Raw genomic sequence first — 14,441 nt, forward strand, 5'->3', positions numbered from 1 at the left:
AGTTTACATTAACTGGTTTTTCATGTCATATAACTTAACATTGTTTTCAAAAATACCTTACATAGGTATTGACGTCAGGTTATCTCCCGGCATATAATGACGAAAAGAAATCGAAAGATTATGAACATTGTTAAGCTGTTTAAGTCTTAATGTTCGGAAATTGGGAGGAAGAGACATGTCGGTAGAGAAAGTATTGCAAACCATTAAAGAGAACAATATTGAGTGGGTTGATTTTCGTTTTGTAGACTTGTCGGGACGGGTTCATCATATTAGCTTGCCGGCTTCAGAAGTAGATGAAGAAACATTCGTGAATGGGGTCGCGTTCGATGGATCTTCTATTCCAGGATTCCGCGGCATTGAAGAATCGGATATGGTTATGATGCCTGATCCGGAGTCTTGCTATATCGATCCGTTTACAGCACATCCTACGCTTAACATTATGAGCAACATCTATACTCCGGAAGGGGATGCTTACGAGCGTGACCCGCGCGGTATCGCGGCTCGTGCCGAGCAATACCTTCAAGAGGCCGGTATCGGAACAGCAGCATTTTTCGCACCGGAATCCGAGTTCTTCCTGTTTGATGAAGTTCGCTATGAAAGCTCCATGAACAGCTCCAGCTATTTCGTAGACTCCGAGGAAGCACATTGGAATACGAACCGCAAGGAAGAAGGCGGCAACCTTGGTTTCAAAGTTGGCGTTAAGGGCGGATATGTTCCTGTAGCACCTGTGGATACTCAGCAGGATATCCGCAGCGAAATGTGCCGTTTGCTTGATGAAGCAGGACTTCGCGTTGAGCGTCACCACCATGAAGTAGCAACGGCCGGCCAAGCAGAAATCAATTTCCGTTTCGATACATTGAAAAAAACAGCTGACAACTTGTTGATCTATAAATATATCGTGCATAACACAGCACGCCAATATGGCAAAACGGCTACGTTCATGCCGAAGCCATTGTTCGGGGATAACGGAAGCGGCATGCACGTTCACCAATCCATTTTCGATGGTGACACCCCATTGTTCTACGAAAAAGGCGCTTATGCTAACCTGAGCGAAACAGCGATCCACTACATCGGCGGTATTCTGTACCATGCGCCTGCATTAATCGCTTTGACGAATCCGAGCACGAACTCCTTCAAACGTCTGGTACCAGGCTATGAAGCACCGGTTAACCTCGTATTCTCCAAAGGCAACCGTTCTGCCGCAGTGCGGATTCCGGTTGCAGCTGTAACGCCTAAAGGCTGCCGCATCGAGTTCCGTACACCGGATTCCACGGCGAACCCTTACCTTGCATTCTCCGCTATGCTGATGGCAGGCTTGGACGGTATCAAGCGTAAAATCGATCCTACCGCACTCGGTTATGGACCATTCGATAAAAACATTTATGAATTGTCCGACGCCGAGAAGAAAGAAATCCGCAGCGTACCGGGTTCCCTGGATGAAGCTTTGGATGCACTTCAAGCAGACTATGAGTTCTTGACAGAAGGCGGCGTGTTTACGCAAGAATTCCTCGAGAACTTCATTGAGTTCAAGCGTGCCGAAGCCAAAGCGGTTAATATCCGCGTTCATCCGCACGAGTACTCCCTGTACTACGACCTGTAATAAACAACGTTAAAAAGCCTAGGGCATGATGCCCTGGGCTTTTTTTGTTACACATATAAAGCCTAACTAGGCTTAGGTGAGGATTACCATACCAAGTGAGATAAAGAGGGATTCTCTTCGCTAGAAGCACCCCCGTCACCTCAGCTCTACTCTTTAGAAGTAACCGTAGTGGTGCGTATTGCTTCCGCAAGATTCACGAACGATGAGTTCAGGCTCTACGACAAAGGAGCTGACGGGTGATTGTTTATGGATAAGGTCATAGAGCATGAGCGCTGCCAAGCGGCCGATTTTCTCTTTATTTTGCCGAATCGTCGTTAGTTTGGGTGTTGTATATTTGCACGCCTCAATATCGTCACAACCGATGATCGATACATCGTCAGGGACATTCAGACTATGTTCCTGAAGTGCTTGGATGGCTCCAATCGCAATCTGATCGGAGGCTGCAAAGATTGCGCGGGGAAGAGAACCCGCCTGGATCAGCCGTGTCATGGCTTTATATCCGCTGGACTCATGAAAATCTTCACCGCTTTGGAACCATTCCGTACGGGCCGGAAGGCCGAAGCTGTCCATGGCGTTACGATAACCGGCCTCACGCATGTTGGAGATTTCAGACTCCTTGCTGCCTCCGATGAACCCCAAGTCTCTGAAGCCTTGAAGATAGAAATGCTCCACGACCTTCGAGGACATTTTATAATTATCGGACATGATATGCCCCGACATTTCGCCGAACAGTTCAATATCGACCCCGATACACGGAATGTCGCTCTCATCAAGCTCTTTAATCGAGGGCTCGATTTCCTCGCCGGATATAATGACACAGCCATCCACCTGATAATGACGACATCGGCCTAGGTAGTCGGCGTCATCCCCTTGGAATTTCTCATTCGAAAAAAACAGTAGATCGTAACCGAGTACCCCCATTTGCTTTTTAAATGAATTCAGAACTTCAACAAAAAAAGGATGGGTAAAATCGACATTCAGCTTTCCCGCAAATATGATGCCGATTAAATTAGATTTCTTGGTTGCTAATGTTTTCGCAGAATTGGAAGGGGTGTATCCCGTCTCTTTCATAATTTCCAACACGCGTGCTTTGGTCTCCTCGGATACATCACTATAGTTGTTGATAATCTTGGAGACGGTGGATACGGATACCCCGGCCATCTTAGCGATTGTTTTGATGTTTAACGCCATGCGAAACGCCCCTTATTCTGTTTATGATGTCACTTCATAATTTTCGTAAGTTTTCGTTAATCATGATTGCCTTGTCTGTAAGTGCAAGGTTAAGGAGAGAAAGAGTGGTTTTATACGTGTTTCCTGCTCAAAATATGTTGTTTAGGTATAAGTTTTTATATGATCCGATGGAGTGATAACGGAAAACATATCGATAGAGCCTACCATTGTGATAAGTATTAACCAATCTGGTTGAAACGTATACAGCACTGATTCGAAACTGTTTCGTAAATTAGTGTATCTGCTTTAACCAGGTAAGTCAATGAAGAGAGTAGCTATGATGCTTGTAATAGAAAGGGATAAGGCTGAATCGCGTTCAATAACAAAATATTGTGGGAAAGAGAAAAAAGCTTTGACAAACAAAAAATAATGAGTAATAATAGGCCTTGCGAAACCGCTTTCGGTATATTTCGTTAAATTACGAAAATTTATAATAAATGTTTCGTAACATCAAGATGGTACTGGGCGAGAAAAAGCGGAATGATGAATCCGGTTTCATAATGAATTGCACTTTAATTTCAGGGGGTAACGAAATGATTAAGAAATTATCAGCAATACTTTTGGCGGGTGCTCTGACTTTCTCGCTAGCGGCTTGCGGAAGCAGCGATTCAGCCGATAAGGGTACACCTGCGAAAGGTGATAAAAAGGTCATCAAAATTTTACACTGGAAACAAGATAACATCAATAAAGCGGTTGAAGAGATCAACAAGAAATTTGAAGAGAAATATCCCGAGTATACGATAGAGTATACCACTACGGGTCCGGATGACGAATACAAGCAGGCGCAGAGAGCAAGAATTACCGCGAATGACGTCGACGTTTTGGCTGATTTATCGGGAATGAGGCTCTCTCCGCAGGAATGGACACCGGGAGCGAAAGTACCGGATTGGCAGCAATGGATTGATACGGGATTGATCGCGGATTTATCCGACCAAGCCTTCATTAAAAATTATAACGCTAACGATATCGAAAAAGCCGGAACTTATAACGATAAAGTGTATGCTGTTCCAACGGGCAAGGTTGCGATGTCGGGCCTGTTCTACAATAAGGAAATCTTCGAACAGAATGGATTGAGCGTGCCGAAAACGTGGTCGGAGTTCATCAAGCTGAATGATGATCTGAAAGCCAAAGGCATTACCCCGATTGTTGTTGCAGGTAAAGACGTATGGCCATTGAAACTTCCTGTATTTGCTCTGCAAGCTAAAATTCTGGGCGGCGGAGATCAGCAGAAATGGATTGAGGGCGTGTGGAAAGGCGAGACGGCTTACAACGATGAAGAGGCAATCGAAGTATTGGAAAAAATGAAGACGCTTCAAGACAATTACATGATTGACGGATTCATGGGAATTGATTATGCAACGGCACCTTCCTATTTTGCCACAGGAAAAGCAGCCATGCTGGCTGATGGTTCTTGGGATGCTCCAACCGTCGCAGCAGCAAATCCGGAGCTGAAATTCGGTTACTTCCCGCTACCGGCTACGGAAGATGCAGCCAAGAATTCCTCCTTTGTCGGCAAGTATGACGTAACCTGGTATGCTGCGGAGAAAGGACCGAACAAAGAAGGAGCCCTAAAATGGCTTGAATTCTTCTCCGAGCCGGAAAATTACACGACATTCGTGAAAGCTGCCGGTTTCATCCCGACACAGGATAACATTCAGACGGAAAGTGAATTTATTGATAATGAACTGACTCCATATCTCGGAGAGTTCGAATTGGCGTACGAAATCATGATGATTAACCGTCAAAATATTGGCGAGCATCTGGCTGCAGAAGGCGTGCATACGGAATTCCTGGCACCGGGCGGCCCGTACAAAACAGCAAAAGAACTGGCTGACATTCAACAAAAAGAATGGGAAGCTGCCGCTCCAAAATAAAGATTCTTCTATTATAAAGAGACCTATATAGAATGAACCATACTGTAGTCGGGGTCTGTGCAGCAGGCCCCGACATTCATTGAAAAGGGATTTGCGAGGTGAGAGAGATGTATCCATTTGGAAAAGGATTTAACCGATTCATACCCTTATTGCTGCTGCTGATACCGATGGCGTTGTATATCGTGTTTTATTTTGGACCATCGATCCTGACGGTCATCTATTCCTTTACCGATGTCAAGAACCTCCCGGGCAGCACGTACCAGTTTGTCGGGCTTGATAATTATAAGGAATTATTTTTCTCGGGGAACTCAGGGGAGCGGTGGCGTTCCATCGTAAACACCCTGATCTTTATGTTCGTTGTTACGATCGTGCAGAACGGGGTCGCTCTGTTTATCGCCGTCATCATTAACCAGCGCCTAAAAGGCGATTACTTCTATCGTGCGGTATTCTTCCTGCCGGTTGTACTGGGCGTAGCTGTCGTCGCTCTGATCTGGGGGATGATGTTCGATCCGTTAAACGGACCGGTCAATCGCCTATACGACGCCCTCTTCGGCTATCAGGACATGTTCTTTGGGAGCTTCACTCACGCATTCGGCTATATTATTTTCGTCCAGATTTGGATGTACATGGGCTACTCCATGCTGATCTTTCTGGCCGGGCTCCAATCCGTCCCGAAAGATTTATATGAGGCGGGTCATATTGACGGCACCAACAAGTGGCAATCCTTTCGTCATATTACCTTCCCCCTGATCGCACCGTCCTTCACGGTGAATATGCTGTTATCCATCATTGGCGCAATGTCTACCTTTGATATCATTCTGGCGACTACAGACGGTCGCTTCAATACAAGGACGATGGCGTATGACGTGTACAAAGAAACGTTCCGGGGAAGTTTGGAAATGGGTCTTCCTTCGGCTCTATCCGTCATACAGTTCCTGATTATTCTCCTCTTTGTTGTGGTGGCCGTCAGACAGACGCGGAAGAGAGAGGTGGAATATTGATGCAAAATTCCAAAACCACGCAAATCCTTTCTTATGGCGTCATAGGTTTGCTGCTGATTCTCTACGTTGTTCCGCTTCTGCTCGTATTCAATGTATCGCTGAAATCCTTCAACGAATATTTGCTCAACCCGATCGGGATTGTTCAGAACATCGAATGGGGCAATTACACGCAAGCATGGTCTGAGGGCAATTTCGCTGGCTATTTCACGAACAGCTTGATTTATACGGTAACGGCGACGGTATTGACCATCATTGTGTCGCTGTTTGCGGCGTTTCCAGTCGCGCGCGGATATGTGATGTGGAGCGGATTTATTTATATGTTCTTTTTGCTGTCCCAGTTTCTTCCGAATCCGATGGTTGCCCAGTATAAACTTATGCTGTCCTTCAAGGAGAGCGTTTCGTTCTTCGGCTATGATACCAAGCTTGGTTATATATTGCTGAAAACGACGGGAACAGGCGTTGTGTTCATGATGTTTGTCGGCTACATCAAGTCGATCAGCCGCGATTTGGATGAGGCCGCAGGAATGGATGGTTCCGGATATATCCGTTACCTGTTCCAGATCATTCTGCCGCTGATGAAGCCTGTTATCGCAACGGGCGTCATTCTGACCGCGATCGGAATCTGGAATGATTTTGTCGGGCCGATCATGTATCTCCCGAGTCCGTCCAACTATCCTATTACGTTCGGTCTGAAGGAATTCAGGGGGCAGTACGGGAATAACTGGCCGCTGCTGGCATGCGGAATTACGATCGTAGCTGCGCCATTGATCATTCTGTACACGTTCATACAGAAATATCTGGTGGATGGTGCTCTTGCAGGAGCCGTCAAATCCTAAGGCATAGAGGGGAAGAGATCGTGATATGAAATCAACAGGATGGAAGTTTGAGGGGAACCAGGGTGTCTTTAAGTTAAGTGATCCCGGACATCATAACTATTTATATTTTCCTTTAGTGAATGAGGCCGGCATGATGTCGGCCGTCACGCCGAATCTTCACGGTGAAATGACCAGCAGTCATAATACGTTTTTCATGTCGCCCGTATCGGTGGAGGATCTACATAATTCCAAGTCCGCACGTAATTTTTGGGTGCACGTTGACGGGCATGGCGCATGGTCCGTAACCGGCAATTCTGCCAAGCAGAACGCAAGCCGGTTCATGAACAAGGAAGAAGAAAGCCAATTGGAAGCCGGGTTTTTATGGCATAAGCTGACGCGGATGAACGGGGAGGCCGGACTGCAAGCGGAAGTAACCAGCTTCGTTCCGGTGACGGATGACAAAATCGAATTAATGAAAGTGAAACTGACCAACGTAGGCGGGCAGACGCTAAAACTGACCCCTACCGCGGCGATCCCGCTGTATGGCCGTTCGGCAGACGACTTAAGGGACCATCGTCACGTAACATCCCTGCTTCACCGGATCTTTGTCCATCGTAAAGGGATTGAAGTGCAGCCTGCTCTCTCATTTGACGAGCGGGGTCACCGTATCAATCACGTATCCTATAGTGTGCTGGGGGCGGAAGCGGACGGTGTGGAACCGATCGGTTATTTTCCGGTGCTCGAGGAATATATCGGGGAAGGCGGCGCGCTCGATTGGCCTGAGGCAGTCATTGCCAATAAGCCAGCAACTGCACAGGCAGGAGACTCCGTGGAAGGGTACGAGGCTATAGGAGGTTTGCGGTTTGCGCAGGTTCAATTGCTGCCGGGTGAATCCAAGGTCTTTGTCATGGCAATGGTTATTTCAGAGGATCGCGCAGACACTGAAAGGCTGTCTGAAACGTATTTATCGGAGAATCGCTTTGATGGGCTGCTTGCTCAGAATGAAGCCTATTGGAATGACAAACTGAATACGGTATCCTTCCAGACCGGAGATCAGCAGCAGGACTTGTGGATGAAATGGGTAACCTTGCAGCCGATATTGAGGCGCCTATATGGCAACTCATTTCTTCCTTATCATGACTATGGCCGCGGAGGGCGTGGATGGCGTGACCTATGGCAGGACTGCCTCGCATTGATGATCATGGAACCGTCCGAGGTCCGGTATCTGCTGCTCAATAATTACGCAGGTGTCCGGATGGACGGAAGCAATGCCACGATTATCGGAACGAAGCCCGGTGAGTTTATCGCTGACCGGAACAACATACCGCGCGTATGGATGGATCACGGTGCATGGCCATTCATGACCACGCTGCTTTATATAGATCAGAGCGGGGATTTGGATTTCCTGAAGCAGCCGCAGACCTATTTCCGCGACGTATTTGTTAGTCGGTGCAAGGAGAAGGACAGCGGATGGCTGCCTGAGCATGGGAATCAGCTCTTAACCGTGAACGGTGAGGTATACGAAGGTACGATACTGGAGCACATGCTGCTGCAGAATTTGGTACCGTTCTTTAATGTAGGTGAACACAATAACATCAAGCTTGAGGGAGCAGACTGGAATGATGGTCTCGATCTTGCCCCGGACAGAGGCGAGAGCGTAGCCTTTACTGCGTTCTATGCAAGCAATTTGATGCAGCTTGGCGACCTGCTGCTGGCATGGCAGGACGGCGAAGGCGTGGAGTTTCTTGAAATTGCGGAAGAAATGGCCGTGCTGCTTGATTCGGTAACGGCTCCCGTCTCCTATGACGATGTGCAGGAGAAGCTGGAGCTGCTTGATCAGTATTATCAGGCCGTTAAAGTCTCCGTCACCGGAAACAAACGAAAGTTTAGCGTTGCGGAAGTTGTGAAGGATTTGAAACGGAAAGCGGACTGGATCATCCGGCATTTGCGCAGCAAAGAATGGATTACGAGTCAAGAAGGATACTCGTGGTTTAATGGTTATTACAATAATGACGGAGCGCGCGTGGAAGGCGACCATCCCATTGGCGTGCGCATGACGCTCACAGGCCAGGTCTTTGCTGTGATGGGCGGAATTGCGGACGATGAACAGGTAGGACAAATTACGAAGTCGGTGGATCGGTATTTAAAAGATCCGAGCATCGGCTATCGTCTGAATACGAACTTTGGCGAGATTCAGCAAAATCTGGGGCGGGCATTCGGTTTCGCGTTCGGGCATAAAGAGAATGGAGCCATGTTCAGCCATATGAGCGTCATGTACGCTAACGCTCTTTATAAGAGAGGTTTCGTCCGAGAGGGATACGAGGTATTACAATCGATTTACGATTTGAGCAATGACTTTGAACGCAGCCGCATGTATCCGGGAATTCCCGAGTACATCAACGAGAAGGGAAGAGGGATGTATCCCTATCTTACCGGTTCGGCAAGCTGGCTTTTGCTTACCATGCTGACCGAGGTCTTTGGCGTGAAAGGAAAACTGGGACATCTGCTCTTGGAGCCGAAGCTCAGGCCTTCGCAATTCGGAGCCGATGGTACTGCCGTTGTGCATACGCGATTTGCGGGTAAACAGCTTCAGATTGTATATAGCAATCCGAAGCGATTGGATTACGGAAGCTATACGATTCAATCGGTTACGCTGAACGGTGAGAAGATTCAGCTGCGCAGTCAGAAACCGGGGGCAGCCGAATTGGATCGCAGTTTGCTGTCCGCGTTATCCGATGACGAGTGTCAGCGGATTCGTGTCGAGCTTGCCTGACACACGAGCATACAACATTTTGGAAGCCCTGGCAGGCAAGTCGGCCGGGGCTTCTTCATCATGAATGGAGCGATTTTTTTGGGACATCAATTAGCAAACGGACAATTGGAAGTCGATATAGCGGAGGTTGGTCGTTACCAAGGCACGCGTTTTGACCGGACCGGTTTCATTACCCAGGCCAAATTGACCGAGAGCAGTCACACATTCTGTGTTCATGAGTTTGCGGATGGGTTTAACCCTCAGGGCGGTTCCGGGTTGTGCAACGAGTTTGGACTGCATGAAGGTATGGGGTATGCAGAGGCCGAATTAGGAGCATGGTTTCCTAAATTAGGGGTGGGCCTTCTTCAACGGATCAGCAAGGACCCGTATCACTTTCAGTATACGTATCCGGTGGAACCCTTCGATGTGGATATCACTTCGGATGACGTGAGTATCACCTATACGATTCATCCTAGGAACGTCAAGGGGTATGCGGCAAAGCTCGTTAAAAAAATCTCGATTCAGGACACGGCGTTGACGATAGATTATGAGCTCTTCAATGAAGGGAGCCAAAGGATAGATACGGAGGAGTACATTCATAATTTCATAGGGATTAATGAGGAATCGGTAGGACCCGAGTATAAGCTCAAGCTGCCTGTCCCTGTCCGTTTTACGGAGGTCGAATCGGATTATACCTCGGGCCTGCTGTCTGTTCATGATTGCGAGGTATGCTGGAATGAGAGACCCCACAAGCCCTTCTATGGGAGAATGCAAGGCTTTAACGGCAGCGATTATCCTTATTCCTGGCAGCTAACGCACAGCGCCAGCAGGGCGGGAGTGAGGGAGATCAGCGATTTTACGGTGGCGCATATGGCCCTGTGGGGGATCGGCCACGTTATTTCGCCAGAAGTGTTTATTCGATTAAGCCTGGCACCCGGAGAAAAGAGATCCTGGAGCAGAAAGTATCAATTCTTTTGCTGGTAACCGGAACAATTTAATGTGAATAATTACACTTGAAGGTCTATGGGATTGTTGCTATGATTAGCGTTAATTAGCATTCATAGTAGAGAAAGGGTGGAGAGTCTTTTGAGCAAGAGAGCATACAATTTTAACGCAGGACCTGCTGCATTGCCGCTTGAAGTGTTGGAGCGCGCCCAGGCCGAATTCGTCAATTACGGGGATACCGGCATGTCAATCATGGAAATGTCTCATCGCGGTGCTGTATATGAAGCCGTTCATAACGAAGCGCAGGCGCGCCTGCTGTCCCTGCTGGGGAATCCATCCGGCTACAAGGTGTTGTTCATTCAAGGCGGTGCAAGCACGCAATTTGCGATGATTCCGATGAACTTCTTGGGACAAGACCAGGTTGCGAACTATGTAATGACGGGAAGCTGGTCTGACAAGGCGATTAAAGAAGCCAAGCTGATCGGCGAAACTCATGTGGCAGCCTCTTCTGAGGAGAGCAAGTACATGGCTCTGCCTAGTCTTGAAGACATCAAGCTGTCGGATCATGCAGCTTACCTCCATCTTACTTCCAATGAAACGATCGAAGGCACGCAGTTTAAGGAATTCCCGGATACCGGTTCGGTGCCGCTTATCTGTGATATGTCGAGCGATATCCTCAGCCGTCCGTTCGATTTGAACCAATTCGCGATGGTCTATGCGGGTGCCCAGAAGAACTTGGGGCCGTCCGGCGTTGCCGTTGTGATCGTCAGAGAGGATATGATTACAGATTCTCCTAAACATCTGCCGACTATGCTCCGTTACAATACGTATTTGAAAAATAACTCGCTGTACAATACGCCGCCGTCTTTTGGCATCTATATGATCAACGAAGTGCTGAAGTGGATTGAGGAGAAGGGCGGACTGCAAGGCGTTCAAGAGATGAACCGCAAGAAAGCCGCGCTCATCTATGATGCCATCGATAACAGCGAAGGCTTCTACCGCGGATGCGTGAATGCAGCGGTGCGTTCCGATATGAACATTACGTTCCGTCTTGCCTCTGAGGAGCTGGAGAAGGAATTCGTGAAGGCTTCGGAGCAAGCAGGTTTTGTCGGCTTGAAGGGTCATCGCAGCGTCGGCGGTTTGCGGGCTTCGGTCTATAACGCCGTTCCGTATGAGAGCGCTCAGGCGCTGGTAGAATTCATGCAGCAGTTTAAGAATAGTCACAGCTAATATTATACAAGATTACACAATGATAACCTTCCGCCGGTTTGGCGGAAGGTTATTTCTGGATATCCCGGGAAATCGGGAGGGAATCGGTTATAATAAAAATAAAAATAAAACAGATGAAAAGGTGGACTTATCAACATGGCATTACACATCGTACTAGTCGAACCGGAAATTCCAGCCAACACGGGCAATATCGCCAGAACTTGCGCCGCAACGGGCACCCATCTGCACCTGGTCCGTCCGCTCGGCTTTAATACCGATGACAAAACCTTGAAACGGGCCGGGCTGGATTACTGGTATGCCGTACATATTGAATATCATGATTCCTTTGAGGAGCTGCAGGCACTCTATCCCGAAGGACGCTATTTCTACGCCACGACGAAGGCAACCAAGCGTTATATGGATATCGAATATCAAGACGGAGATTTTTTGGTGTTTGGCAAAGAAACCAAGGGACTGCCTCTGGAGCTGCTAGCCGCGAATAGCGAGCATTGTATTCGCATGCCGATGACGGATAAGGTGCGTTCGTTGAATCTGTCTAACTCCGCAGCAATTATGGTGTATGAGGCATTACGTCAATTAGATTTCCCGGGTATGGAATAAATTTTGCAAAACGTTGAGTTTTTTCGGGAAAATCATCCAGTATACCTAGTTGATATTGAAAAAAACTAAGAAATTCTTAATTTCCAGCAGGATTCGACAACTTTTTATCGAACTATTATACTAGGCCCTTGTTATCAGTTCTGAACTGTGGTGTCAGAAATCACTTGTTGAAAATGAAAGAGGTGTACAATCGTTATGAAACCTGCTGGTGTTGTTCGTAAAGTTGATCAGCTGGGAAGAATCGTTCTGCCTAAGTCTCTACGCAAGAGATATCAAATGAACGAGGGGGATCCCGTAGAAATTCTTGTACAGGGGGACCATATTATATTGGAGCGCTATCGTCCGAAATGCGTCTTCTGTGGTTCTATGGACGGAGTAAGCGAGTTTAAAGAGCGCTATATCTGTTCACAATGCATGTCCGAAATGCAGCAGCTTCCCAAACATGCCTAGTACCTCACACGAATTACTTTTTGCGCATCGCTAATGAGCGGTGCCTTTTTTGTCCCTCAAAAAAATAAAACTCCCCCGATATACGAGGGAGACGCCTTACAGGCCTTTGGTTTTATCATCATTGTATGACGCGGTCCAAATGCCAACCATATAAAGGGCGAATACGAGCATGACGATCCAAAATGTTAATGAGAAAGACATCCTTGCCACCTCCTGCTAAGCTACTCTTTATTATAACCACCTTGGGCAAAAAAATAAACGAGAATATCAAGCCGGCTCCATTATTTGAAAAATAAGAAGTGCGTGGGTACCGGCCGCAGACTTCCGTCCGACGGTTTGTTCACGACGCGGCCGTTTAGGATTAGGGATGCGGACCCGCCGCCATCCAGATTATAAGCGTCAATCACGCCCAACTTTTTAAGCTTGTTCTGCAGCTCCTGCAGCGTGGCTCCCGATTTGCCCTTCTCATCATATCCTTCGGTAACCAGAATGAGCAGCTGATCGTCCTTGTAATTGCCGATGACGGTACGCGGTGCCCTGCCGGGAGTTGTTCTCCATTTCTCGGGTATTGTCGTTTTGCTGCCGTTTTTGAGCAGCACGGGTACAAAGGTAGCACCGAACATAGGGTCAAGCCGGTCAAGCTCGCTCTGACTGTAGAACTTGCCACCGATCAGCTTGCCGGATTTGCTCATGCCGACAAAGGCAAGATCCTTAAAGCTCGGTTGAAACCCCGAGACGTATTTGCCATCATAATAGGTCGTGCTCAGCGGATGTCTGCCCCCGTTCCCGTCAGCGTATCCACCGGCATTAATTCCCGCAACCGCACCATGCCTGCTTACGGCACGCATGGTGGTTTCGACGGACCCGGGTCTGCCGCTTTCGCTTCCAAGCGACATTTTCATCGCGGAGGGGTCTTTCAGTTTGACCTTCATCGCATACCCGTGATAGGTGCCGGGATTGATCTTGTACAACTCAATTCGAATCCGGTCACTGTTGACCGTTTCAATAGGGACACCCAGTTTGGTGGTGATCCGGCGATTATAGATTTGCTCCGGGCGCGCGGCTTGCGATTCCGCTGTTTGCAGAATGGTTCCTACTGTGGCGGTTGTCTGCCGATAGAGCTTGGCCGTTTTTTCAATGGAGGATATCGTCTGCTCCGCAGAGACGGCAGCTTGATCCAAATCCTGTTTAATAACGGCTGACTGTTCCGATATGCTGCCGGATGGTATGTACTCCGCGGTTTCGTGCGACAGACGCGGCGGTTCCGTGATTAACCACATACACAGCAGCATTCCGATAAAAGGTGCAATGGCCAGCATAAACGTACGGTTTAACTGCTTGGGACGGATATACTTCAGTTTTCTCACTTCAGCAGCTCCATCTTGCGTTCCAGCTCCTTCAGCTGTTTCTCAACTTGGCTTAGTTGACTGTACAGCTTGTTGCTGTTGTCTGTTTTGCCGCTAGCCTGATCCTTGGTAAAGGTCAGCAGCTCATTAAACGACTGAACCTTGCTCTGCATTTCGTCCATTTCCTGAACCAGCTCGTTAAACCTTTGGTCGTACTCTGCTTTGAATGACGCCATCTCCTGGCGCGTATCCTGCTGCAGCTGCACCACGACTTGCTCCTTCAAGTGATTGCTATATAGGTAGGCTGCGGTGGTACCCAGCCCGATGAGAACAATCCAAAATACCCAGAACCATTTGGTGGATGGCCCCTTTTGCTGCACTTCCTCACGGGATTTATAGGGGGTATTGTGTTCCTGCTCCAACATTGGCATTTCATCACCCCTCAAAAACTATCATTTTTTCCAAATTTCATTCTAACATGTCAGAATTACTTTCGCAAAGACGAACCAATAGCACTTGTTTTTATGAAAAATAGATTGCCTAGAAAGATAGAGTGGGATACAATCTGTATAGATTTGATTATCAAATAGGATACATA

Annotated in this window: 12 protein-coding genes; 9 read left to right on the forward strand and 3 right to left on the reverse strand. The window is 47.8% G+C overall.

The window, feature by feature from the left end; translation table 11 throughout:
• Nucleotides 1-175: 175 nt before the first annotated feature.
• The gene (glnA, locus tag ACETK5_RS02185; RefSeq protein ID WP_113057606.1) at nt 176-1,600 is read left to right on the forward strand and encodes a type I glutamate--ammonia ligase; all 1,425 of its coding nucleotides are present in this window, start codon (nt 176-178) and stop codon (nt 1,598-1,600) included.
• A 153-nt stretch (nt 1,601-1,753) separates the two neighbouring features.
• On the opposite strand, the gene ACETK5_RS02190 is transcribed toward glnA, so the two are convergent.
• Nucleotides 1,754-2,791 carry a LacI family DNA-binding transcriptional regulator gene (locus tag ACETK5_RS02190; RefSeq protein WP_394054218.1) on the reverse strand — a complete coding sequence of 346 codons (1,038 nt, stop codon included), beginning with the start codon at nt 2,789-2,791 and terminating at the stop codon, nt 1,754-1,756.
• 572 nt (nt 2,792-3,363) lie between these two features.
• On the opposite strand from ACETK5_RS02190, the gene ACETK5_RS02195 reads away from it, so the two are divergent.
• The 8 genes from ACETK5_RS02195 (at nt 3,364) to ACETK5_RS02230 (ending at nt 12,497) form a co-directional block, all read left to right on the forward strand.
• Nucleotides 3,364-4,704, forward strand: coding sequence for an ABC transporter substrate-binding protein (locus tag ACETK5_RS02195; RefSeq protein WP_100538928.1), 1,341 nt, complete (start codon nt 3,364-3,366; stop codon nt 4,702-4,704).
• Nucleotides 4,705-4,811: 107 nt separating this feature from the next.
• The gene (locus ACETK5_RS02200) at nt 4,812-5,705 is read left to right on the forward strand and encodes a carbohydrate ABC transporter permease (RefSeq protein WP_100538927.1); all 894 of its coding nucleotides are present in this window, start codon (nt 4,812-4,814) and stop codon (nt 5,703-5,705) included.
• On the forward strand, nt 5,705-6,541 hold the full coding sequence (locus ACETK5_RS02205) for a carbohydrate ABC transporter permease (protein ID WP_100538926.1): 837 nt from the start codon (nt 5,705-5,707) through the stop codon (nt 6,539-6,541). The genes ACETK5_RS02200 and ACETK5_RS02205 overlap by 1 nt, the downstream gene beginning before the upstream one ends.
• Before the next feature lie 25 nt (nt 6,542-6,566).
• On the forward strand, nt 6,567-9,293 hold the full coding sequence (locus ACETK5_RS02210) for a GH36-type glycosyl hydrolase domain-containing protein (RefSeq protein WP_394054219.1): 2,727 nt from the start codon (nt 6,567-6,569) through the stop codon (nt 9,291-9,293).
• 60 nt (nt 9,294-9,353) lie between these two features.
• Nucleotides 9,354-10,256: a hypothetical protein gene (locus tag ACETK5_RS02215; RefSeq protein ID WP_394054220.1), complete on the forward strand. Its 903-nt coding sequence runs from the start codon at nt 9,354-9,356 to the stop codon at nt 10,254-10,256.
• A 102-nt stretch (nt 10,257-10,358) separates the two neighbouring features.
• Nucleotides 10,359-11,447, forward strand: a complete 1,089-nt coding sequence (gene serC / locus ACETK5_RS02220; RefSeq protein WP_127594933.1) for a 3-phosphoserine/phosphohydroxythreonine transaminase — start codon at nt 10,359-10,361, stop codon at nt 11,445-11,447.
• 135 nt (nt 11,448-11,582) lie between these two features.
• Nucleotides 11,583-12,047, forward strand: coding sequence for a tRNA (uridine(34)/cytosine(34)/5-carboxymethylaminomethyluridine(34)-2'-O)-methyltransferase TrmL (gene trmL / locus ACETK5_RS02225; protein WP_326117129.1), 465 nt, complete (start codon nt 11,583-11,585; stop codon nt 12,045-12,047).
• Between the two features lie 195 nt (nt 12,048-12,242).
• Nucleotides 12,243-12,497, forward strand: coding sequence for an AbrB/MazE/SpoVT family DNA-binding domain-containing protein (locus ACETK5_RS02230; RefSeq protein WP_009595823.1), 255 nt, complete (start codon nt 12,243-12,245; stop codon nt 12,495-12,497).
• A gap of 281 nt (nt 12,498-12,778) precedes the next feature.
• Here ACETK5_RS02230 and ACETK5_RS02235 read toward each other — a convergent pair whose 3' ends face one another.
• Together ACETK5_RS02235 and ACETK5_RS02240 are read right to left on the reverse strand one after the other, a co-directional pair.
• Nucleotides 12,779-13,864 (reverse strand): phosphodiester glycosidase family protein, encoded by a 1,086-nt coding sequence (locus tag ACETK5_RS02235; RefSeq protein WP_100538922.1) that lies wholly within the window; start codon nt 13,862-13,864, stop codon nt 12,779-12,781.
• Nucleotides 13,861-14,268: a hypothetical protein gene (locus tag ACETK5_RS02240; RefSeq protein ID WP_071218139.1), complete on the reverse strand. Its 408-nt coding sequence runs from the start codon at nt 14,266-14,268 to the stop codon at nt 13,861-13,863. The genes ACETK5_RS02235 and ACETK5_RS02240 overlap by 4 nt, the downstream gene beginning before the upstream one ends.
• Nucleotides 14,269-14,441: the final 173 nt, after the last annotated feature.

The sequence above is a fragment of the Paenibacillus ilasis genome (assembly GCF_043195395.1).
Taxonomy (GTDB): Bacteria; Bacillota; Bacilli; order Paenibacillales; family Paenibacillaceae; genus Paenibacillus_AQ; species Paenibacillus_AQ lautus.